This is a genomic window from Sphingomonas phyllosphaerae (assembly GCF_029623345.1).
In the GTDB taxonomy this organism is placed as follows: domain Bacteria; phylum Pseudomonadota; class Alphaproteobacteria; order Sphingomonadales; family Sphingomonadaceae; genus Sphingomonas; species Sphingomonas phyllosphaerae_C.
Genome location: NZ_JAPYKH010000002.1, coordinates 189479 through 210507, shown reverse-complemented (window position 1 = coordinate 210507; position 21029 = coordinate 189479). Strand labels below are relative to the sequence as shown.

22 protein-coding genes are annotated in these 21029 nt (G+C 65.9%); 11 read left to right on the top strand and 11 right to left on the bottom strand.

Features of this window, described 5'->3' with window-relative positions:
• The 7 genes from QBJ89_RS02870 to QBJ89_RS02840 form a co-directional block, all read right to left on the bottom strand.
• Positions 1-1518: a YncE family protein gene (locus tag QBJ89_RS02870; RefSeq protein WP_277979037.1), complete on the bottom strand. Its 1518-nt coding sequence runs from the start codon at positions 1516-1518 to the stop codon at positions 1-3.
• 1 nt (position 1519) lies between these two features.
• Positions 1520-1849, bottom strand: a complete 330-nt coding sequence (locus QBJ89_RS02865) for a DUF305 domain-containing protein (protein ID WP_277979036.1) — start codon at positions 1847-1849, stop codon at positions 1520-1522.
• 663 nt (positions 1850-2512) lie between these two features.
• Entirely contained in the window at positions 2513-3091 is a 579-nt protein-coding gene (locus QBJ89_RS02860) for a DNA-3-methyladenine glycosylase (protein ID WP_277979035.1), read from the bottom strand.
• Between the two features lie 364 nt (positions 3092-3455).
• Positions 3456-4211 carry a TorF family putative porin gene (locus QBJ89_RS02855; protein ID WP_277979034.1) on the bottom strand — a complete coding sequence of 252 codons (756 nt, stop codon included), beginning with the start codon at positions 4209-4211 and terminating at the stop codon, positions 3456-3458.
• Positions 4150-5346 carry a S8 family peptidase gene (locus QBJ89_RS02850; RefSeq protein WP_277979033.1) on the bottom strand — a complete coding sequence of 399 codons (1197 nt, stop codon included), beginning with the start codon at positions 5344-5346 and terminating at the stop codon, positions 4150-4152. Before QBJ89_RS02850 ends, QBJ89_RS02855 begins: the two co-directional genes overlap by 62 nt.
• Entirely contained in the window at positions 5343-5963 is a 621-nt protein-coding gene (locus QBJ89_RS02845) for a zf-HC2 domain-containing protein (protein WP_277979032.1), read from the bottom strand. The genes QBJ89_RS02850 and QBJ89_RS02845 overlap by 4 nt, the downstream gene beginning before the upstream one ends.
• A gap of 30 nt (positions 5964-5993) precedes the next feature.
• Positions 5994-6575 carry an RNA polymerase sigma factor gene (locus tag QBJ89_RS02840; RefSeq protein ID WP_277979031.1) on the bottom strand — a complete coding sequence of 194 codons (582 nt, stop codon included), beginning with the start codon at positions 6573-6575 and terminating at the stop codon, positions 5994-5996.
• A 193-nt stretch (positions 6576-6768) separates the two neighbouring features.
• Between QBJ89_RS02840 and QBJ89_RS02835 the strand changes: the two genes are divergently transcribed.
• A complete protein-coding gene (locus tag QBJ89_RS02835; protein ID WP_277979030.1) occupies positions 6769-7437 on the top strand; it encodes a PEPxxWA-CTERM sorting domain-containing protein in 669 nt (222 codons plus the stop codon).
• A 343-nt stretch (positions 7438-7780) separates the two neighbouring features.
• Here the strand turns inward: QBJ89_RS02835 and QBJ89_RS02830 are convergent, their stop codons facing one another.
• Positions 7781-8569 carry an SDR family oxidoreductase gene (locus tag QBJ89_RS02830; protein WP_277979029.1) on the bottom strand — a complete coding sequence of 263 codons (789 nt, stop codon included), beginning with the start codon at positions 8567-8569 and terminating at the stop codon, positions 7781-7783.
• Positions 8566-8895, bottom strand: a complete 330-nt coding sequence (locus tag QBJ89_RS02825) for a nuclear transport factor 2 family protein (RefSeq protein ID WP_277979173.1) — start codon at positions 8893-8895, stop codon at positions 8566-8568. The genes QBJ89_RS02830 and QBJ89_RS02825 overlap by 4 nt, the downstream gene beginning before the upstream one ends.
• A 97-nt stretch (positions 8896-8992) precedes the next feature.
• Here QBJ89_RS02825 and QBJ89_RS02820 point away from each other — a divergent pair, with 97 nt between their 5' ends.
• Positions 8993-9895 (top strand): LysR family transcriptional regulator, encoded by a 903-nt coding sequence (locus QBJ89_RS02820; protein ID WP_277979172.1) that lies wholly within the window; start codon positions 8993-8995, stop codon positions 9893-9895.
• A gap of 506 nt (positions 9896-10401) precedes the next feature.
• Positions 10402-11436, top strand: a complete 1035-nt coding sequence (locus QBJ89_RS02815; RefSeq protein ID WP_277979028.1) for an SGNH/GDSL hydrolase family protein — start codon at positions 10402-10404, stop codon at positions 11434-11436.
• A gap of 943 nt (positions 11437-12379) precedes the next feature.
• Here the strand turns inward: QBJ89_RS02815 and QBJ89_RS02810 are convergent.
• Positions 12380-12814, bottom strand: coding sequence for a DUF3617 domain-containing protein (locus tag QBJ89_RS02810; RefSeq protein ID WP_277979027.1), 435 nt, complete (start codon positions 12812-12814; stop codon positions 12380-12382).
• A 244-nt stretch (positions 12815-13058) separates the two neighbouring features.
• Here QBJ89_RS02810 and QBJ89_RS02805 point away from each other — a divergent pair, with 244 nt between their 5' ends.
• The 4 genes from QBJ89_RS02805 (at position 13059) to QBJ89_RS02790 (ending at position 17825) form a co-directional block, all read left to right on the top strand.
• Complete coding sequence (locus tag QBJ89_RS02805; RefSeq protein ID WP_277979026.1) at positions 13059-15818, top strand: TonB-dependent receptor; 2760 nt, start codon at positions 13059-13061, stop codon at positions 15816-15818.
• Between the two features lie 70 nt (positions 15819-15888).
• Positions 15889-16947: a glycosyl hydrolase family 43 gene (locus QBJ89_RS02800; RefSeq protein WP_277979025.1), complete on the top strand. Its 1059-nt coding sequence runs from the start codon at positions 15889-15891 to the stop codon at positions 16945-16947.
• A gap of 511 nt (positions 16948-17458) precedes the next feature.
• Complete coding sequence (locus QBJ89_RS02795) at positions 17459-17617, top strand: hypothetical protein (protein WP_277979024.1); 159 nt, start codon at positions 17459-17461, stop codon at positions 17615-17617.
• Between the two features lie 25 nt (positions 17618-17642).
• The gene (locus tag QBJ89_RS02790; RefSeq protein ID WP_277979023.1) at positions 17643-17825 is read left to right on the top strand and encodes a hypothetical protein; all 183 of its coding nucleotides are present in this window, start codon (positions 17643-17645) and stop codon (positions 17823-17825) included.
• A 32-nt stretch (positions 17826-17857) separates the two neighbouring features.
• On the opposite strand, the gene QBJ89_RS02785 is transcribed toward QBJ89_RS02790, so the two are convergent.
• Entirely contained in the window at positions 17858-18571 is a 714-nt protein-coding gene (locus tag QBJ89_RS02785) for a DUF899 family protein (RefSeq protein ID WP_277979022.1), read from the bottom strand.
• 213 nt (positions 18572-18784) lie between these two features.
• On the opposite strand from QBJ89_RS02785, the gene QBJ89_RS02780 reads away from it, so the two are divergent.
• The 4 genes from QBJ89_RS02780 to QBJ89_RS02765 are packed head-to-tail and all read left to right on the top strand — an operon-like array spanning position 18785 to position 20993.
• Positions 18785-19396: a TetR/AcrR family transcriptional regulator gene (locus QBJ89_RS02780; RefSeq protein WP_277979021.1), complete on the top strand. Its 612-nt coding sequence runs from the start codon at positions 18785-18787 to the stop codon at positions 19394-19396.
• Positions 19393-19842, top strand: a complete 450-nt coding sequence (locus tag QBJ89_RS02775; protein ID WP_277979020.1) for an SRPBCC domain-containing protein — start codon at positions 19393-19395, stop codon at positions 19840-19842. Before QBJ89_RS02780 ends, QBJ89_RS02775 begins: the two co-directional genes overlap by 4 nt.
• Entirely contained in the window at positions 19839-20285 is a 447-nt protein-coding gene (locus QBJ89_RS02770; RefSeq protein ID WP_277979019.1) for a DoxX family protein, read from the top strand. The genes QBJ89_RS02775 and QBJ89_RS02770 overlap by 4 nt, the downstream gene beginning before the upstream one ends.
• A 39-nt stretch (positions 20286-20324) precedes the next feature.
• A complete protein-coding gene (locus tag QBJ89_RS02765) occupies positions 20325-20993 on the top strand; it encodes a glutathione S-transferase family protein (protein WP_277979018.1) in 669 nt (222 codons plus the stop codon).
• Positions 20994-21029 lie beyond the last annotated feature (36 nt).

The following is a 21029-nucleotide window of genomic DNA, read 5'->3' as shown; positions in this document are numbered from 1 at the left end:
TCAATCGCGCTGGACCTGCACGACCGTGCCCGAAGCGGTGTCGCCCTTCTCCACGACGACGAGCCAGCGCCGCCCCGAGGTCGCCGCGCCCGCCACGATCTGGCGGATCGGACCCGAGGTGTTGACGATGGCGGAGCCGGCAGGATTGGTCATGAAGGCAGCGAGTGGCTCCAACGGACCAGAACCGCCGGCGCGTCCGGCGAGCGCGACGACATAGGCGCGCTTGGCCACCAGACCGGTGACCGAAGCCTGCAGCACCTGCACGAGCCCTTGATCAAAGAGCGTGACGCTGGTCGCTGCCGGGCCGGTCGCATCGCGCGGCGCAAGAGTGAGATGCGTCGCGTTGCCGGCGGTACCGAGCGGTTGCAGGTTCGCGGTGCCCATGCCGTTCGGGACTGCGCCGGGTACATAGGCGATCGCCTGCGGCGCCTGCCCGATCGGCACCATGGCGGTGACCTTGTTCGTCGCGGTGTCGATCACGGCCAGCTTGTCGTCGTTTTCGAGGCCGACATAGATGCGCGAGCCGTCGCCGGATGGCCATACCCCGTGTGGCAGCTTGCCGACCGGAATCGTCGCGACCTGGCGGAAGTCACGGGTGCTGAACACCTTCACCTGATTGAGGCCGCCGACCGTCACATAGGCGAACTGCCCCTTAGCGGAGACGGCGAAGTTGACGTGGTTGGTGATCGGTCCGGTGTCGATGACCTGCCGTATCGCGAACAGCGCTCTCGCATCGAAGGCGACCGTCCTGCCCACGTCCTTCAGCGTGAACCAGACCTGCTTGCCGTCGGGGCTCGCCGCGATGTTCGGGCAGAAGGGGCTGGGTTGCTGGACCCGCCCGGCCTCGCGATGGGGCGCCACGTCGAACACGACCAGCTCAGGGTTGAAGGAGGAGCAGACATAACCGTAGCGGCCGTCCGGCGAGAAGATCGTCATCCCGGGACCACCAGGCGTTCTGATGCGACCGGTCTCCTCGTACGTCCTGGGGTCCAGCACGGCGATATAGTCCTCACCTCTCACGGTGACCCAGACCTCCTTGCCGTCGGGCGTGAAGAAGGCCTCGTGCGGGCTGCGGCCGACATAGGTGGTGTGCTTGACGGCGTTCGTGGCCGTGTCGATCCACGTGACCGAGTTGGAGCCGATCGACACCACCGCCAGGGTGCGACCATCGGGCGAGAAGCCGAGCCCGTGGACGAGCACCTGGCCCTTGTAGAGCGGGCTGAAGTTTGTCGGCTGCGGGTCGCCGAGCTTGATCACGCCCAATAGCGTGTTGGTGGCCGGATCGGTGACCGAAAGCGTGTTGGAGAACTGCTCGGCAGCATAGACCCGGTCGTGGCTGCTGACCGCGACGTCGCGGTGGTCCCATGGTGCCTGCACCTTCGCGACGCTCCCGGTCACCGGTGCCGCCGGCCGGTCATCGACCAGCGGGAGCTCGATCGCGGCCGGCGCTGCCCAGGGCGCCGATTGCGCGCCAGCCGAGCTGGCGAGCAGGACGGCCGTGAGAAAGAGGCGGTTCATGTCAGTGCTCCGTGCAAGGCGTAGAGGCGGGTTGAGGCTGCGTCGGCACGGGCCGCGATGGCGGCAGCGGCCGCCCGATCGCCAGCTGCATCGCCGCGATCTCCTGCTGCTGGTCGACGATGATCTCCTGTGCGATGCGCTTGAGCTGCTCGTTCCTGCCGTGGCGCAGCTCGGCCACCGCCATGTCGATGGCGCCCTGATGGTGCGGCAGCATCATCGTCACAAAGTCGGCGTCGACGTCACCGCTGGGCGCCACCATCATCGCCTTCATCATGCGGTCCATCGCGGCGTTCACCTCGGTGAGGTACGGGCTCCCGGGGGCGCTAGACACCCCCAGCCCTGCACTGGCGCAGAGGGTCAGCAGCAGCGCGGCACATGCGCGCGGTAGTGAGCGAGGCACGGGCACGGGTCGTCTCCGATCGAGCGGCTGTGACCTGAGACGTCGGCGCACCCGGCTTTATTCCGGCGGCTCGCCTTTTATTTCTGCGACACCGCTCGAGATCGGCCCTGCCACTGCGCGCACCGCGCCGGCGACGATCGGCGAGGCGCTCTCATGCGCGCAGGACCTTCAGTTTGCATCGCAGAGCCGCCGCGCGATTGCGGCATGGCAGGCGATCCTGGAGGCTCGGGCCAGCCGGAAAGCATCGGCGCCCATCTCCTTGCTTCACCTCGCCTTCACCGATCAGGCCCAAGAAATCAGCGGCAACGCATTAGACTTCTCAAAACCTCAGTGGCGGCGCGATGGCGTGCGGGCTGAAGGACATGCGATCCGTAGTCGAGTGGCTCGGTCGGGGCGCCTTCCCTTGCGACGCGCCGGGACTCACGGTGTATCAGCCGATCCGCTCGGCGGCGCAGATTGTGAGCGTCGAGAGCGTACGATTGTCGCTCGCTCCCTTACCCGGCTGAACCGTCGCGGCGGCGCGTGGCGATGTTGCTTCAGCCGCTCCGCCGATCGCTCCACGAATTCTATCGTTCAGACACTGTCGGCAAAGCGCTACTTCGAGAGCTGTGGCGCAGGCACCGTATCGTCGCTGCTGATTGGACGGCTCAGAAAGGGCGAGTCGACGAGCCCGAAGCGCCATGGTCGATCGACCGCGCGTGAGATGCCGATCCGTCGTCCAGCGGCGATTGGCGGGTCACCGCGACGCTCGACCCACGTGAATGGCGGCGCACGCAGGTCAGTGCCGTCAACGGAAAGGTCGATCCCGAGAGCCGCGCACAGCCGACCGGGTCCACTGCACAGCCGCGACAGATCGTCCATCCGGCGACGAGCCTTCATTGCCGCCACGCCGTGTGTCGGCGCCAGAGCGCGGATCAGCACCGCGGCGCCAGCGCCACATGTAACGTTGAAACAATGATGAAGGCCGTAGATGCGGTAGACATAGGCATGCCCCGGCGGGCCGAACATGGTAGCATTCCGTTGCCGCGGGCCGGCGAAGCTGTGTGAGGCCGGATCGCCGGCATCATAGGCCTCAGTCTCGACGATCTCACCGCCGACATCGTGGAAGAGCAGGGTCACGCCGATGAGCGCGCGCGCCAAGGCCTCGGCCGGCTGCTCGAAAGATGGTGCCATCTACCCTTACCCTATTTGTCCTGTCCCACGCTCGATCGAATGTACACGGTTTCGCGCAACCTTCTCTGGAGTCGAGCCTTTCCTCACCAAGCTCGCATCAACGCACGAGGTAGACCGGTCGTGACGAGCGGGTGGTGAGCACGAGCCGGCGCCGTTGAGCACGCGCGCGTTCGAGCCTTCCTCGCCGCACGTCATTGAAGCGGCCCTAATGCCGCAGCCGAAACCGGACGCTTGTTCATCTACGTTCTAAAAGATGCACGCGACCAGCAGGAATGATGAATGGCTTTGGGTGCGAACGAAAAGAAAGCCAAGCCTCGGACTTCGCACCAAGCCGGGCGCAAGCCGGAAAGCCTCGCGCGTTGAATCAGAACGCCCTGCTGACGGAAAGAACGAGTGCCCCACGCCGCCCGGTTCGACGATCCTCGCTGTAGCGATCGTAACCCTGACCGGCGCCGATCCAAGTCAGGCTGACCGCCGCGACCTGATCAGGCCGCCACGTCGCACCGAGCCGCCAATCCAACGTGATCGCCTGCCCGAACCCCTCGATCCGCGGCGGGCGGAGCCCGCCGACATGTCCGCTCAACGTAACTCGGCCGCGCTCGACGAGCGTGCCTTCGACCTGCACGTAGGAGGCGTCGTGGCCCCAACCGTCGTAATTGGCCGCGTAGAAGAGGTGCGCGGAGACACGTCGGCCGACCAGGCCGGCGTAGAGCTCCGTGAAGCTTCTGCCATATTCGATCGTCGCATAACGATCATAGGCGCGGCGAACCGCGCCCACGTCCACCGACACGGAAGGAGCGACGCGTCGCGCGTAACCGACATACTGGACCGAGCGCAGCAGGCGCACGCCCTCGTCGCGGACTCCGCCTGCTGTCACCGACACGCCGCCGTAGAGCCCGCTGGGAGCGTCGAGCGACAGCGCCGCCGTGGCTACCGGGCGACCATCGCTGGTGCTGGCGCCGCGGAAGCGGTCGTCGCTGGCGATCACGAGCGATCCGCCGACATCGGCTGCAGCTGGCGTCGCGAGAGCGGCGCCGATCAAGGCGAGCGCGAGCCGCTCAGCAGCGGCGGACGCTCGACCCAGCCGCGCGGCGGACCGTGGCGCAGGCGTCGATCTCACCGCCGTCGGCACGCGTCGCGACGAGATCACCGTCGGCGCGGCGAAGCTGCCGGGTGAGTGCGAGCAGGCCACTGACGTGCGCGGCGGCATAGGAATTGCCGCTCACCAGATCCCATCGTCCCCCCGGTTCGGTCGTCGGCACGTCGCGACCGGGCGCATTGTACACGTCGGCGCGCTCGCTCGCCACGCCGTCCTGCGCCACGCGCACGACCCCGGGCAGCGACGCGGGAAAGCCGGTGCCGGTTCGTGGATCGACGGCCGCCACGACCGCCGCGCCGCGCCGCTGCGCCAAGGCGATCAGCTTCCCGATCAGCGGGTCGCTCGGCCCGCTCAGGCTCATGTTGATGACCCCGGCGCGACGCTCCGTGGCGTAGAGCAACGCTCGCGCCAGGCTGATCGAGTCGCACACCGTCTCGCCGGGTGAGCGCTGCCAACAGGCACGCAAACCCATCAGTCGAGCGTCGGGCGCCACGCCGGCGATACCGAGCCCGTTGTTGGCCCTTGCGGCGATGATGCCGGCGACCCCGGTTCCATGCGCCTCCGCAGACGTCGCAGGCGCGCCGACGAAGTCGCGGGTGACTGCGACGCGACCGACCAGATCGGGATGGCGCGCGTCAATCAGGCTGTCGATCACCGCGACGCTGACGCCCGCACCCGTGGCCAGACGGTGAAGCGCGGCGAGCTGCCATGCGCGTGCCGCCGGCTGCGCCGCGAAGAGGCGGTCGTTCGGTTGGCCCGTCGGCGCCGCCTGAGCGGTGAATTCATTCATGGGCTGCGACCAGGCCACGCCAGACTGGCGCGCCAGCCGCGCTGCGACCCTTTCGAGCGGTTCGCTGCCCGGCACCGCCATGATGACGCAGTCGACGCCGAGCAGCGGCATCGGCCAGGTGTCGAGCAGCGAAAGCCCCTGCTCGCGCGCGAGCCGCGCCGCGAGCCGGTGCCGCGCTCGCGCGGCCGCGGCATCGCCGTACCCGCCCGCGCCGTAGTCGCCGCCGGGGCGGTAATGTTCGGGCGGCAGGTCGAGCATGACGAGAATGCGGCGCTCGCCGGCGACTTGCCGAGACTCACCCGCTAACACCGGATGCGGTGCCGCCGCCACCGGGGCGAGCAGCAGCAATGCGGCAGCTCGCTTCACTGATCCGGCCCGCGTTCGATCGGCTCGGCCAACGTGACCGCCGACTGCGCGCGGAGTCGGGTCAAAGCCGTGCCGTCACCCGGAAGCGCGATCACATAAGCACCGGCGGCGGTAGGCCCATCGACCAGCCGCGCGTCCGCTCCGGCGAGAAGGCGGCGCAGCGCCGCCTCGCTGGTCTCTGGTCGGAACATCACCAAGGCATTGCCTGCACGCACCTGGGACGCATCACCAAGTGCACGATAGGCAGGGGCACGCTGCGGCGGCAGCGCCACCCAAGTCCCGAGCACCAGCAGTGCGGCAAATTGCGCGCCTGCGATCCAGCGCCACGTGTGCTGAGAGCCGGGCACACCGGACCGCCGAGCCCAGGCGCGCGCACGGTGTCGCGGTCCCGGTTCTGCGCGGTCGAGCCGCGCGCTCATCCCGACCCATCCGTCGCCGGCTCCTGGCTCGGCCGTATGCACCGCGGTGGCGAGCGCGCGCTCGCGCGCCAACTCGGCGCGACACCTCGCACAGCCCGCAAGATGGCGCCCGACACGTTCGCCATCCGCCGCATCCAGCGTGTCGGTGACGTGCCATGGCAGCAGCCACAGCGTCGCGTCGCAGGCGTCATCGGGCATGGCGGTCAGCTGTCCCATCGTCCTTCCTTCTTAATACCAGTCGCCGGGCTCGCCCGACAGTGCCGACCGCAGCTGGCGGCGGGCATGGAACATGCGGGTCTTCACCGTATCCGGCGGGCAATCCATGATCGCGGCGATCTCGCGATACGCGAACTCGTGAAAATAGGTCAGCTCCACCACTGCCCGGTGCGTGGGCGACAGCGTGGCCAGCGCCGCGTCGAGTCCGCGCCGGACGCGCGCCGCCTCCGCCCCGGCACCGGGTGACGCGGCCGCATCGATTGCCTCCTCGCGCTCGTCGTCGACCGGCTCGTCGAGCCGGCGCAGCGCAGCCAGTCCCTGGCGATAGGCGATGCCGAACAACCAGGTCGAGAAGCGGCTTCGCCCGTCGAAGGTGTCGAGGCGGTCCCACACCACGAACATCGCGTCGTTAAGCACCTCCTCGATCAAGTGGGGTCGGCGCAACAGCTTGTGCAAGAAGCGCCATAGCCGTGCGTGATAAGCGCGATACAGCATCTCAAACGCGCGACGGTCGCGCGCGCGAATGCGCTCGAGCAGGGTCGCCTCGACGTCCGCCCCCGCGCTGCCCTGCTGCTCCGCCGTCGCCGCCGTCACCCGATCGCCCTCGTTCGGGAGTGAGTGTCATGATCGCGATGGCAGGTTCAATCGCGGTGAAAAGTTAATTGCAATGAACCATTCGTGTCGCCCGCGTCACTCACCCTAAGCGACCGTGTCTCTCACGCGGGTGGCGGTCGCCCGTGCTCGCGCCGCATCGGCGTCGTGCGGCACCCGACCAGGGAGAGTGATGATGCGCCATATGTTGATCGCGGCCGCCGCTTTGGTTGCCGCGCCGCAGGCGGCGAGTGCCGCCACGGTGATGGACGCCACCGGCGATTTCCTGCCGAGCTATACCGCCGGGCCGCGCCTGGCCGATCTCGACGTGACCAGCTTCTCGGTCAACTACGACGCCGCGGGCAAGTTCTTCACGCTGGGAGCGACCTTCGCCGGCGCGATCGATGCCTTGACCAGCGGACTCTACGTCATCGGCGTCAACACCGGCACCGGCACGATCCGGCCCTTCGCCGCGATCGGCCAGGAGAATGTCATCTTCAATCAGGCGATCGTGCTGCGCAAGGACGGCACAGGCAGCGTCGGAGCCAACGCGCTCGACCCCGCTATGATCAGCATCACCGGCAATATTATCACGGCACGGGTCGGTGAGTCGCTGCTGCCCTCGACCGGGTTCGCTGCGACTGATTACGGCTTCAACCTGTGGCCTCGGATCGGTCTAGGCAGCAACGATCAGATCACCGATTTCGCGCCCGAAAACGCCAACCTCTCGACACGCGGCCTCCAGCCCGCCGTGCCCGAACCCGCGACGTGGGCGCTCATGATCCTAGGCTTCGGTGTCGTGGGCGCAGCGCTTCGCCGACGCCGGCCGATGAGCAGCTCAGAGGCGGCACTCGTTCCCGCTTGACGTCAGCAACGTGCGCCGGCCTCATCGACTGAGTGACCGGCGCCGTTGCAACTACCTTAGCACGATACCAATATGGCAACGCCGCTGTCATCATGATTGGTTCGCGCCGGCTTAGCGAGTGAGAATGGGGCAGAGGCAGCCACACAGCGGCTTCTGCCCGCCTAAAAACTATCGGAGCAATGTGCGAGTAGCCGTCGCCCGCGCTCCGCAAGGAACTCAAGAGCCGACGTTCACGCCGCCACCCCCACCTCTAGAAAGCAGACATACGATCAGGCAGGATACCAACCTGCTCTCAGTCCGTCTGCTGCCGGACAATCTCAAAACCTGACGAGGCCGCGCAAACCTAGACAGTAGGGATCGTGCCGCCATCGATGACGAACTCGGCCCCATGAATGGCGGCGGCTCGATCTGAAGAGAGGAAGGCAATCAGCTCAGCGACCTGTGACGGTTCAGCCGCGCGACCGATCGGAATGCCACCAATCCACGTCATGACGGCTTGCCGTGCCTCTTCATACGTGCCGCCGTTGCTCGCCTGCATACGCTTCGCGACATCGACCGCACCTTCGGTCATGATCCAACCCGGGCAGACGACATTGACCCGGACGCTTTTCGGACCGAGTTCCTTCGAGATGGATTTGCTGAAGGTCCTAAGAGCGGCTTTGGCGGCCGCATAGGCAGTGGTGGATTCTGGCAGAGGCAGCACCGACTGGGTCGAAGTGACATGCACCACCGCGCCACTGCCGCGATCGATCATCTGCGGGATCAAGAGACGATCAAGGCGTACCGTCGCCAGCAGGTTCAGATTTAGCTCCGAGAGCCAGATGTCGTCGGTTAGCGCCGCGAAGCCATCCGGCGGCATCGCGGAGCCGCCGATCACATGGGCGAGGATGTCGATCCCGCCCAGCCGCTCGAGCGCTGCAGTCGCCAGCGTTTCGCCGCCCTCGGCCGTGGTGAGGTCGGCCGCGATATACTCGACGCCTTTGATCGGATCCTTGATCGCGCGGGCGGCGGTGATGACCCGTGCGCCACCAGCGAGGAAGCGCTCGACCGTGGCACGGCCGAGGCCCTTGGTGCCGCCGCTGACGAGCACACGCTTGCCCGCGAACTCGCTGGGATCCGCCTTGATGCTCATACCGTCGTCTCCAGCGTCTTGATGGCGCCATTCACCAGCGTGAAGCGGTAGGTGAAGCGCAGCGGGCTGCCCGGGAAGTCGCCGCTTGCGGACCCCTCGACCACAACGTCGGCGCCGTCGTAGCGGATCGCGTCTGGCGTGAAGATCGCCTTCACGGGCACCACCTCTTCCTCGAACAGCCGGCGGATCGCCGCCCTACCCGCAAAGCGCTTGGCGTTATCGATGAAGGTGGCGTCGCGCAGGAACGGCTTCAGCATACCGTCGACATCCAGACGGGCATTCGCCTCGACATAGTCGGCGATCGGCGGGGGTAGTTTCATCGGCATGGTCATGTCCTCAGCGGTGACGAGGATGATCTAGCGATGGGACTTTTTGCCTGATAATCGAGACAGTTTGGGAAGCAGTATCGCGGGAGTCGGGATAATCGCTCGTCATGCCTTAATCGAGCTTGAAGCCGTTCTGGCCATCGTGCGGCACGGCTCTTTCCGGGCCGCAGCGCTCGATCTCGGCTTGTCGACCACCGCCATCAGCAACGCGGTGGGCAAGCTTGAGCGGGAGCTTTCCGTGCGCCTGTTCAACCGCACCACGCGCAGCGTCTCGCTTACCTATGCGGGGCGCATCTTCGTCGCCCAGATTAAGCCGGCGCTCGAAGACATCCAAAAGGCGATGGACACAGTGCGTTCGCAACAGGAAACGCCGTCCGGCACCTTGCGCATCAATGCTTTCGCGACCGCGGCGCGCGAGATCATGGCGCCGCTCGTCCTAACCTATCTCCAGCGCTTCCCCCAAGTTCACATCGATCTCGTCACCGAGGGGCGGCTGGTGGATGTCGTCGCGGCCGGCTTCGATCTGGGCGTACGCAGCGCCGAGCTGGACCCCAGCGACGCGATCGCCATTCCGCTCGGGCAGATGCGGCGAATGGCGGTAGTCGCCTCTCCGACCTTTCTCGCAGGCAGCACCGTCCCGCAGCTACCGCACGATCTGCTTGGCTACCCTTGCCTTCGGGTACGCCTTCCGAACGGCGCCCTGTTCCGGTGGCGCTTCGAGAAAGACGGCGAGGAGCTGCAGTTAGATGTCGAGGGCCCGATCACGCTCGACGAAGCGTCGCTTGCTCGGATCGCGGTGACGAACGATGTCGGGATTGGCTACTTCATGGAGGGTGACGTGCGTGACGACATCGCCGCCGGACGCCTCGTGCGCATGCTCGAGGACTGGACACCGCCCCTCGCGCCGCTGTGCCTCTACTACTCCAACCGGCGGAACTCCTCGGCGGCCTTCCAAGCTTTTATCGCACTAGCTCGAGATGTTGCCGCCGGATGCCTGTAGACCCAGGTCCGGTCACTCCAGCCCCCGTCCGCCTGGGAACGCCGGTCGCGCTATCATCTTGGTGCCCGAGGTCCCGAAGCCTCTCCAGAGCTCCCGACTTCGCCAGTTCGGCAGGTCTTCGACGGAGTGACTTCGCGCCCATGATCCCCTGCGGTACAGATCGGAAAACGAGAGGAAGTCACATGCGACGCGCCGCTTTGATCCTGCTTTGTGGGTTGGCCACAGTCTCAGCGCCGTCAGTTGGTAAGCCTTCAACCCCCCCGACGCCGAGAATCCTCCCTCATCGTGCCTGGGTAGCGGCCTGGGGCTATGTCATTTCCCCTCCGCCACCCGGCCCGCAGTCTGCCGCCTCCTCGCCTCCTAGCGAACCAGTAATCCCGCTTGGTCCCGCGGCGAAGCCCGCCAACCCGCCGTCCCCGCCCAAGCTCATCGAAAATCCCGGCCATCTGCCGATCGACACCGCCACCGCCGACCTCGTCAACACGACCGTTCGTGAGGTGATACGCGTGTCGGCCGCGGGAACCTCGATACGTCTGCGGCTGTCGAATGAGGGCGGCACGGACCCGCTCGCGATCGGGGCGATGCACGTCGGCATGGCGGGACCGGACGGTTCGGTCCTGCCAGGAACGGACCACATCGTCACCTTCTCGGGATCGCCGAGCACCAACATACCGGCGGGTGCACCGCTGCTGAGCGATCTCGTGACGCTTCCGGTCAAGGCGCTCGATCGTCTCGCCATATCGCTCTACGCGCCGGGCCGACTCCCCGTCCGCAATGCCCGGACCCTCTGGCATTACGTCGCGGGCACGCCCGGCGATCACAGTGCGGCGCCCGTCCTCCCGCAGGCTCGCCTGGCGAGCGCCCCGGTGATCCTGACCCAGGTCGAGGTCGCCCCCACCCAGCCGACCGCTGTTATCGTCGCCCTCGGCGACTCCATCACGGAGGGCTACGGCTCGACCAACAACGCATACCGTGGTTGGACCGATCGGCTCGCCGAGCGACTGGCGGCTCTGCCTGGCAAGAAGCGCTGGGCGGTGCTCAACGCCGGCATCGGCGGCAATCGTCTGCTGACTTACGGCGCTGGGCCCAACGCGCTCGCCCGGTTTGATCGTGACGTGCTCAGCGTACCCGGCGTGAGAACCGTCATCCTGCTCGAGGGTATCAACGACATCGGCCGCAGCTTCAGCCCTCGCAATCCCAGCGACACGATCACGGCCGACGCGCTGATCGCGGCCGACAAGCAGATCATCGAGCGGGCGCACGAGCGCGGCATTCGCGTGATCGGTGCCACACTGACCCCGTACAAGGGTGCGGGCTATGCGAGCGAGCAGGGCGAAGCCGTTCGGCAGGCACTCAACGATTGGATCCGAAATTCAGGCGCGTTCGACGGCGTGATCGACTTCGCGTCGTCGGTCGCCGACAAAGCCGATCCTCTAGCGATCGACCCGCGATTCAACGACGGCGACAGGCTGCATCCGAACGATGCCGGCTACAAGGCTATGGCGGACGCGATTGATCTTCGATCTCTGACGCGAGATTGAGTAAGTCCGCGATCGTCGATGAGCGTAGCAGGATCGTGTCATCCCTACTCAGTTGCGAGCAGAGCTCGCCCACGGCTGTTCGCCGTTGGGATCGAACGGACAAGTGCAGTCATCGCCAGCCTTCGCGGAAAAGGGCCAATGTTCGCAAGTCGCAGTCGACAGGCGGTTTGGTCCCAGTGGCGCGGGGCCCATTCCAATCCGAACCCGTGGGCTTCGCTGCGAGCGCCACGCTGCCGCTCGGACCTTCACGTCACCCGCGTCGGTTCACGCGAACCCGTATGCTCTGATGCGCGCCGGAACATCGCCCGGAGTGTAGAGTTCGACGCCGAAGAAGGGATAATACATGTCTCACATTCCGAATTCTGCCATGAAGCACGCCGGCCCCAAGCATCACGACGAGAACAAGTCGCCGTCTACGACCGGGAGTTCATCGGAGTCTGGGCGTCGTCGCATTGACTTTGGCACATGGCTGGCGATCGGCGGGACTATCGCAGCCGCTGCCGTAGCGATCGCTTTGCCGCTCCTGCGAGGAGATCGGGAGTTCGGCCCCGCACCTCGGAATAAGAAGGGAAACGGAGGCAAGTAAGTTCGATTACGGCGGCGCCACATCGCCGCGGGTTGAAAGGGGCCGGAGCGCAAACCCCGGCCCTATCGCTAGTTGGTGCTGTGCGTCTGATGCGGACTCGTCTCCACACGATGCACTCCGGGCTTCATGCGCGTGGGGTTAGCTGGCAAGCGCCTGCCACTCGGCCAGCGCCGCGGAGCAGCGCTGCTGCTACGTCCGCCTGTCAACGAGATGGCGTTCGCGATTGAAGCGATTGTGGGCGTACCCTTATGTTAGATAGGGCCACCAAGTCCTGACTGATCGACATTAGCAACCTATCGTTCGCGACTCTGAGCGGCATCTGCATGTCGTTTGATCAGGCACCAAGCTGCGCAGTATCTAGGCGCCTGTTCTGCTCGCCCATTGGTCGAGGATTATGCGCAACGCTCCTTTCGGCGTTGTGCCGGTGACGATCGCCTGACCGGCAAAGCCCGAAGCGTCATAGCTCCCCGAACGCACGATCTGCAGTGGCGAACCCTTCTTCTGCGGGCAGGCCAGCGTCTGGGCGTAGCGCCCGTCGACGATACTTTGGCTCTCAATCCGGCATCGTGCCTTTGGATCGGGTGCGAGCAGCGCGTCGACGCCTTGTCCCTGCGCGACCCGTTTGTGCTCCGCCTTGCTCTTACCGCGCGCCATGCGGACCAAAAATCCAGGCACGCCCGGCACGGTGATGTCGACGACCCTCGACACGACGTTCCAAGCGCCGGGCTCCACGTTAGGCGGGACTATCACGTCAGCTTGCGCGACCAGGGCGATGACATGGAGAATGATCATCGGGCGATCGTGCACCCTGAACCGGCGTGCCGCAACCGAGTGGTGCTACGTTGAATAAGTCACCTCGCGACCCCCGCACGCGCTCTCACCAGCACGATCCTTATCACCATGGTATGACAAATATGATAAGGAAGGCATTGCATTTTGTGTCGGTCGCGTGACACACTCGGCAGAGGGTGTCGAAGAGCGCCCGAACGACAGATCCTGGGGAGGATGAATGATGGGGACGGTTCTACGAGCCGGTGTGTCGTTGACAGCCTTGCTGATCGGCGCACCAAGCGCATACGCGCAGGACGTACAATCGCCTGCGGCTGCGACGGGTTCGACCGAGACCGGCACGACCGATCCGAGCCAGGCGACGCTGAACGACCCGGCGCAACCCGACGAGAGCGCCCCAGGCGACGACATTGTCGTCTCCGGCCTAAGACGCAGCCTCGAGTCCGCCCAGGCCATCAAGCGCACCTCCGACGGGATCGTGGATGCGATCGTCGCGCAGGATATCGGCAAGCTACCCGACACCTTCGCCTCGTCGGCGCTGCAGCGGGTCGCGGGCGTCGCGGTGACACGCGGTGGGGGCGAGTCGGCGGGCGTGACGGTGCGCGGCCTTCCCGACCTGACCACCACCTACAACGGGCGCCAGATCTTCACGGCCGAGGGGCGCTACGTGCAGATCCAGGATTTCCCCGCCGGCACGGTCGCCGCGCTGGAGGTCTACAAGTCCGGCCTTGCCGATCAGGTTGAAGGCGGGATCGCGGGCGCGATCAACGTGCGCGGGCGCCGCCCCTTCGATTTCGACGGCTTCGAACTCTCCGGCTCGCTTAACGGGGTGCTCTCACAGCAGTCGGAGAAGATCGTGCCGAACGGCAACCTGCTGATCAGCGATCGGTGGGACACCGGCGTCGGCGAGATGGGCCTGCTGCTGAATGCCTCGTACGTCGGCGTCAACTTCCTCGATTCGACGCGTGAGCAGTCGCTGGTCATCGCCACCACCGATGCGACCAACGCGCCGGGCGCGCAGGCCGGATTACGCTACCCCGACGCGCAGGGTAACTTCCTGGGCTACGGCAATCGCTATCGCCCCTCGGTCAACGCCGCGTTCCAGTGGCGGCCCACGCCCGAGCTGGAGATCTACGCCGACGGCCTGTACCAGGGCTTCCGCTCGAAGGATTATAACCGTTGGATGTTCATCCCGATCTTCGGTGATGGCGTAAGACTGTCCGACGTGACGACGATCTCCGGCACCGACAAGATCGCGACGGCGACGGTCAGTGGCGCCGTGCGGCCCGAGGGCTATACCGGCTCCTTCAACGGCAAGACTGATACCTACCAGGGCGGGGTCGGTGCGACCTGGAAGAAGGACCGCCTGCAGATCTCGGCGGACGTCGCTTATACCGACAGCACCTATACCGCGAACCTCGTGAACGTCGACTATGCCGCCGCCCGCTCGCCGGTTCGCAGCGTCGCGTTCGAGGCGTCGCGCGATGGTGGACCGACGCAGACCTTCGTCGACTTCGACATCACCGATCCGGCCAGCTTCATCAGCCGCGGACTGTACCAGGAGCTCACCGTGGTGAGCGGCAAGGACTGGCAGGCGCGCACCGATTTGTCCTACGAGCTCGACCTCGGTTTTCTGAAGCGGCTGCAGGTCGGCGTACGCTACGCCGATCGCGACGCCGCGCGCGACTTCGGCAACCTGTACATCAACAATGAGCCGGCCGCGATCCCACTCACCGCGCTCCCAGGTGCGGACGTGCGGACCAGCCTGCCGGGCTTCACCTACAACGATGTTCAGCGCAACAAGGCCTATGCTGCGCTCACGCGTGACAGCATCCGCGACAATCTGGTCGGGCTTCGCAGCTTCTATGGCGTCCCCGCAGGCATACCCCCCTTCAACCCACCCGATAACTTCCGCGCCAACGAGAAGTCGTACGCGGCCTACGGCCAAGTCAAATACGGGTTCGATCTTGGAAGCATGGTCGTGGACGGCTTGGTCGGCCTCCGCGCCATTAAGACGAAGACGCGGATCAGCGGCTTCTCGCGTGTCGAAGACACCGGCGGCGCGGTCAGCTTCCCGCCGATCGCCGCGGAGAACGAATACACCGACTATCTGCCCAACGTGAGCGGTCGACTCGCCTTCACGGACAAGTTGCAGCTGCGCCTGGCCTACACGCAGACGCGTACCCGCCCCAACTTCTTCGACCTGCGCCCGAACACCTCGCTCGGCCAGCCGGTGGTGCTCGCCCCGGGTGATCCGTGCCTGACGGATCCCACGACCGAGGTCTGCGTCGAGCGGCTTCGTCGCGGCGGATCGGCGGGCAATCCGGACCTGAAGCCGCTCACGTCGAACAACTATGACGCGAGCTTGGAATATTACTTCTCGCGTACCGGCTCGTTCACCGCCGCGATCTTCCGCCACGATGCCGAGGGCTTCCTGGCGACGGTAGACGACCGGTCGGCGCCGGGGCTTCGAATCGCGCGTCCCGTCAACCTCGGCCAGACTCGGCTGCAAGGCGCCGAGGTGCAGTTCACCAGCTTCCTCGACATCGACGGGCTCCCCGACTGGGCAAAAGCCTTTGGTGTCCAGGCGAACGGCACCTTCATCGACGCGAAGGGCGATCTCCAGCCCAATTTCGCGGCGACGCTGAACAATGAACAGCAGGCGTTCCCCGGTGTGTCGAAATGGGCGTACAATGTCGTAGCGCTCTACGAACGGCCGCTATTTTCTGCCAGGCTCGCGTACAATTACCGGTCCAAGTTCGTGCAATTCTACAGCCTGGAAGCGCTCGATCCCACCGCACACGCCGTGATCGAGAAAGGCCGCGGCCAGCTCGATCTATCGACGTCGGTGACCCCGCTGCCCAACGTCACTCTGGCGTTCGACATCGTCAATTTGCTCGGCAACCCGCTCCAGCGCTATCGCCAGTTCGACACGGGTGACAGCTTCACGCGGCAGGTGCTGTATATCGAGCGCGCCTATTCGCTGGGGGTGCGGTTCCGCTTCTAAGGCAAGGCGCGCCGCACTGCCGCGACGAGGCTGGGGGCGAGCGGGAGCGGCCCTGGCGGGGAGAGACATCATGGTACGATCACGACGGCTTCGCCCGCTCGCCCATCTGCTTCTCACCTTGGCCGCGGTGACCGTCGGGGTCGCGCCGATGTCGGCACAGACGGGGACGGTCGCGCCCGGCGCGCCCGAAACCCCCTATGTGGCGCCCGATCGCGCCTATCTGTTCGCGCACATGACCAAAGAGCGCTACGGCGTGCTTCATTATTCCGTCAGCCGAGACGGACTGCACTGGCAACAGCTCAACCGGGGCGCCCCGATCTCGGATGATTATCACGGGCATGCCTCAATCGCACGCGGCGGAGACGGTCGCTACTATCTCGTCGGCAACCGCAGCGACGATGACCCGCTGATCCGCTTCTGGGTGTCGGACGATCTGGTGCGCTGGGCGTCGTTCGGCACCTATCGCCCGCGCCTGCACGGCATCCCCGGCCTGGCGCACGCGATGCAGCGGATCGGCGCGCCCAAACTCTTCTACGATGCGCCGTCGCGCAGCTTCCTGCTCACCTGGCACACGCCGACCGTCCCCGGCGCGCCCGACGATCCCGAGCGCTACTGGACCAGCCAGCGCACGCTCTACGTTCGCTCGCCCGACCTACAACGGTTCAGCGAGGCGCCGCGCCGACTGTTCGGCTGGGAGATGGCGACGATCGACACGCTCGTCGTGCCGCACGACACGGCACCGGGATATTGCGCCGTGTTCAAGGACGAGCGCTACCCCTCCTACGACTGGCCGACGGGCAAGACGGTGCGGATCAGCTGCGCCCCCACGCTCACTGGCCCATATGGGCCGCCCGGCCCCCCGCTCAGTCCCAATTTCCGCGAGGCGCCCACGCTGATCCGATCACCCGACGATCATGACTGGCTGCTGTATTACGAGCAATATGCCGGCACGAGCTACGGGCTCTCCAAGGCGCCGCGGCTCGCGGGTCCTTGGTATCAGGTTTCCGGCAACTCCGGGGTTCCCGCCTGGGATCGCTACACCATGCCCGCCGGCGTTCGGCACGGCTCGATGATCGCGATCAATCGGCAGCAATATAACGCGCTGGTGGCCGCTTACCCGCCGACCTGAGCAGCCCCTTCCGGGCGTTCCGCAGCTGTCAGGCTGGCCTGATCGGGATGCAAGCGGAAGGGCGGCTTGAGGCGTGCAGATGACGTGGCCACCCGCGCCTGTCACGCTGATCGCTAAACCCCATTACATGGCAGCCAAGTTCGCTCGAGCTTCGGCTTGCGACGATCTCGCGAATAATCCGCTGTGGATGAGTCTTGCTTTGCATCAACGCCTAGTCGCGCCTAGGCAGATTCATGAACCAGACATTAAGGGCCTACCGGCGAGCGCGCCGGAGTGGCGACGTCGTCACCACCAACTTCCTCGAGCTACTATCGCAAACAACCGGCGCGATCCGCCTCCCGATCGATACACCGGAGTTGGTGCGTAGGGCGATCGGGGAGGACAAGAGCGTCGATCGCGCGCTCGCGTGGCTTCAGCCCGAGGGTTTGCCAAACAAGCACTAGCGTCGGACACGGCTCCTGAACGGGTAATGTGGTGGCGTCTGCCCGGCGGATCGTGTAGATAGGCGTCGATGTTCAAGACGTTCAACGACCCGATGCAGCCTCGCCGACACAGCCCGATTGCCACCACCAACTACGACGCCAGGCGCTCGCCGGCACCCGCCGGCACTCTGTCGGACAACTACGAGGAACTCGCACGCCAGCTGGATCTGGGCACTCGACGAGGATAAGCACGCAACAACGAGGGGCTGAGCCATGAAGAAGTCCGAGATGCCTCTGCTCAAGGCCCGGCTGGATGCAGCCAATCGTCAGGCGGGAGCCGACGCCAACGACCGTGAGGTCGAGCGTGACCCAATCCGCAGCGACGCGGAGGGCAAGCACACAGCCACGGGGATGAAGCTCGTGGATGAGCATTGTGACCCTGATCCCGGCGCCTAGTCGGGAGAGGGCGTCGCCCACCCGCCCGTCGCTTAGTAGCTCAGCTTCGGATACCAGAAGGGGTCGCGGCCCTCTGGCGTGAGGTCCAGCAAGTTCCAGAGTGGCGCAAGGTCTGGAGCGCCGCGCGGATCCTGTCCGGGATCGGCCATTGCTCCGCTCATCTCACCGGCCCAGAACAGTCGGATCTGTGGGCCATCGCGCCGGAAGACGACCAGCGCCGGGTATTCGTCACCTTCCGGGGTCAGCGCGCCAATGTCTCGGGCGTAATCGTCTCCGTCGGTCTGTACGAAATCGAGGTTGGCCCACCCTCGTTCCCGCGCGAAGGCCCATTGCCGCTCGACCGGAGAGCGTCCCAAGATTTTAAGAGCGGCCCGCTGCTTGATGTCGGCGGCATTGCCATTGAGGGGTCCGAGCAGGTTGGTGCACATCGGGCACGGTCTTTTCCGCTCAGGACCGTACATCCAGAAGTAGGTGATAAGGGTTTGGTGATCGCCGAAGAGATCAGCCAGGCCGACGTTAGTGCCGTTGGCACCAGTCAAGCGGTAAGGCTTCCCGATCACCGGGCCCGGCGGCAGCTTCCGGCGTTGCTCAGCGACCCGCGCAAGCTGACGACGGAGCTCGATCTCCTCCGCTAAGAGCGCCTGCTTGGCAGAAGCGTAGGCCTCGCTCTCGCCGGGGAAGAGAGCTCGGCGTGCCGCAGCCAAATCAGCGGAAGGTGTTAGCGAGACACTGCCACTCTCCGACATCCTTCTTCTCCTCCAACTGCCCGTCAGCCGATATCACGGGAGCGGGATTGACGGATAGTCGCCCGACTTGGGTCATTTGGTCCATGCCCGTTCCTGAGTAGCCAACATCGCCGACAGGAGCGTCCGCAGGCCACAATGCTGCTCGCGACTACCGCGTCCATGCGCTCGAGCTTGGGCCATTGCGGCCATACCGACTGGTTGGTATGATGCCCCATGCTGAGTCGCTCACTTCCGTCGCCCGCCCGGGGAAAGCTGCTGGATGCGGCGGTGACGCTTATCCGGCGGAACGGCTTCGCCGCGACCAGCATCGACCAGCTCTGCACCGCGGCGGGCGTGACCAAGGGCGCCTTCTTCCATCATTTCGCTTCCAAGGAAGCACTCGGTGTGGCGGCCGCTGAGCACTGGCTCGCGATGACCTCACCCCTCTTCGCGGAGGCCGACTATCACGCCTTGCCCGATGCACTCGCCCGGGTGCTGGGTTACCTCGATCTGCGCGAGGCGCTCATCGCGGGCGACATCGATGCTTTCACGTGCCTCGCCGGGACGCTCGCACAGGAAGTGCACCAATCGTCTCCTGCCATCGCCCACGCCGCCGATCGGGCGATCGTCGGCCACGCGACGACGCTCGAGGCAGATGTCGGCAGGGCGCTTGCCGACCACGGTGTCGTCGACATCGATGCCGCGGAACTCGCGCTGCACTTCCAAGCCGTGCTGCAAGGCGGCTTCGTTCTCGCGAAGGCCGCCGGTGATCCCGAGCCCGCGCGCGCCGGCGTCCGGCACCTCAAGCGCTACGTCACCTTGCTCTGCAAAGGAGAGAGAGCATGAACCGCGAACTGAGCGTCGAACGGCATATCGAGGCGCCCGTCACTCGCGTGTGGGAAACGATGATGGACCGCTTCGAGGAGTGGTTCTGTCCTCGCCCTTGGCGCGCCGAGGCGCGTCAGGTCGAATGGCGCCCCGGCGGCCGCAGCCTGGTGGTGATGCATGGCCCCAACGGAGAGGAGATGCCCAACGAAGGCGTGATCCTCGACTACCAGCCCGGACGCCGCTTCGTCTTCTCCGACGCCTTCACTGGCGACTGGCAGCCGAGTGGACCGTTCATGGTCGGGCTATTCGAGATCGTGTCGGAAGGCTCAGGGACACGCTTCATCGCCACCGCGCGACATTGGACCGACGAATCCGCCGAACAGCATCGCACGATGGGCTTCGACGACGGCTGGGGTGCGATGGCCGATCAGCTAAAGACGCTCGCCGAGGGCGGTACCCTGTGAGCGAGGCCGGCTCGCCGCTCCCCCCGCGCGCCGGTGCGACCAGCGAGCGCGGCATCGTCGCCGGACGCGTGATCAGCGGCCTCGTCGTGCTCGCGCTCGCCGCCGATGCTGGCGGCAAGCTATTCGCGCCGGAGGCAATGATAGCGCACAGCCCCCCGCTCGGTTTACCGGCCGAGCCGCATTTCTACCGCACACTCGGTGCCATTCTCGCCGTCTGTACCGCCCTGTATGCGTCGCCCCGTACCGCCCTGCTCGGCGCCATTCTGGTCACCAGCTATCTCGGCGGTGCCGTCGCCAGCCACCTGCGCGTGGGAAGCCCGCTACTCGGCTTCACCTTGTTCGGCGTGTACCTGGGCGTTGCGACCTGGGGTGGATTGTGGCTGCGCGAGCCGCGCCTGCGCGCGCTGCTACCGTTGCGCGCGCCGGCGACACGCGTCCGCTGACAAGGCGGCTCGTCGCGCGGGAGGCGACCGGAGGAGGCAGTGACGACGAAACCTACCATCACCGCGTTTCAACGTTCACCGGACGGCGGCATAGGGCTCGCCCGCGACACGCGCGTGCGCTGGGCGCTGGAGGAAGTCGGCCAGCCGTACGACGTCCGCCTGGTAACCTTCGAAGCGATGAAGCAGCCCGCGCATCTTGCGCTGCACCCGTTCGGCCAGATCCCGACGTATGAGGATGGCAGTCTTGTCCTGTTCGAGACTGGCGCGATCGTCCTCCACATCGCGGAGCGGCACGCGGGTCTGCTGCCAGCCGATCCCAATGCCCGAGCTCGCGCGATCATGTGGACGCTCGCGGCGCTGAACACAGTAGAGCCCACCGTGCTCGATCTCACCGCCGCCCGGATCTTCGAGGCCGACCGGCCCTGGGCAGAGGAACGCCTCCCCTTGGTGGAGGATCGCGCTCGCGTGCGACTGACGCAGCTGTCCGATCAACTCGGTGGGTCACGATGGCTCGACGGCGACTTCAGCGCCGGTGACCTGATGATGGTCTCTGTGCTGCTCCGCTTCCGCGTCACGGGCCTGCTCGATGAATTTCCAGCGCTTTCGGCATACGTCGCCCGCGGGGAGAATAGGCCAGCGTATCGCCGTGCCTTCGCTGCTCAGCTCGCCATCAACGCGCCCTCGAATGGAAAAGATCGACTTGGCTAAGGGACAGCGTCTGGCCTGGAGCCGCTGAGACGATCG

What these genes read in the sequence shown, in the direction of transcription:
- QBJ89_RS02870 (WP_277979037.1), bottom strand. Translation starts at nt 1,518, where the DNA reads ATGAACCGCCTCTTTCTCACGGCCGTCCTGCTCGCCAGCTCGGCTGGC.
- QBJ89_RS02860 (WP_277979035.1), bottom strand. Translation starts at nt 3,091, where the DNA reads ATGGCACCATCTTTCGAGCAGCCGGCCGAGGCCTTGGCGCGCGCGCTC.
- QBJ89_RS02845 (WP_277979032.1), bottom strand. Translation starts at nt 5,963, where the DNA reads ATGCCCGATGACGCCTGCGACGCGACGCTGTGGCTGCTGCCATGGCAC.
- QBJ89_RS02835 (WP_277979030.1), top strand. Translation starts at nt 6,769, where the DNA reads ATGCGCCATATGTTGATCGCGGCCGCCGCTTTGGTTGCCGCGCCGCAG.
- QBJ89_RS02830 (WP_277979029.1), bottom strand. Translation starts at nt 8,569, where the DNA reads ATGAGCATCAAGGCGGATCCCAGCGAGTTCGCGGGCAAGCGTGTGCTC.
- QBJ89_RS02825 (WP_277979173.1), bottom strand. Translation starts at nt 8,895, where the DNA reads ATGCCGATGAAACTACCCCCGCCGATCGCCGACTATGTCGAGGCGAAT.
- QBJ89_RS02810 (WP_277979027.1), bottom strand. Translation starts at nt 12,814, where the DNA reads ATGATCATTCTCCATGTCATCGCCCTGGTCGCGCAAGCTGACGTGATA.
- QBJ89_RS02800 (WP_277979025.1), top strand. Translation starts at nt 15,889, where the DNA reads ATGGTACGATCACGACGGCTTCGCCCGCTCGCCCATCTGCTTCTCACC.
- QBJ89_RS02795 (WP_277979024.1), top strand. Translation starts at nt 17,459, where the DNA reads ATGTTCAAGACGTTCAACGACCCGATGCAGCCTCGCCGACACAGCCCG.
- QBJ89_RS02790 (WP_277979023.1), top strand. Translation starts at nt 17,643, where the DNA reads ATGAAGAAGTCCGAGATGCCTCTGCTCAAGGCCCGGCTGGATGCAGCC.
- QBJ89_RS02785 (WP_277979022.1), bottom strand. Translation starts at nt 18,571, where the DNA reads ATGTCGGAGAGTGGCAGTGTCTCGCTAACACCTTCCGCTGATTTGGCT.
- QBJ89_RS02780 (WP_277979021.1), top strand. Translation starts at nt 18,785, where the DNA reads ATGCTGAGTCGCTCACTTCCGTCGCCCGCCCGGGGAAAGCTGCTGGAT.
- QBJ89_RS02775 (WP_277979020.1), top strand. Translation starts at nt 19,393, where the DNA reads ATGAACCGCGAACTGAGCGTCGAACGGCATATCGAGGCGCCCGTCACT.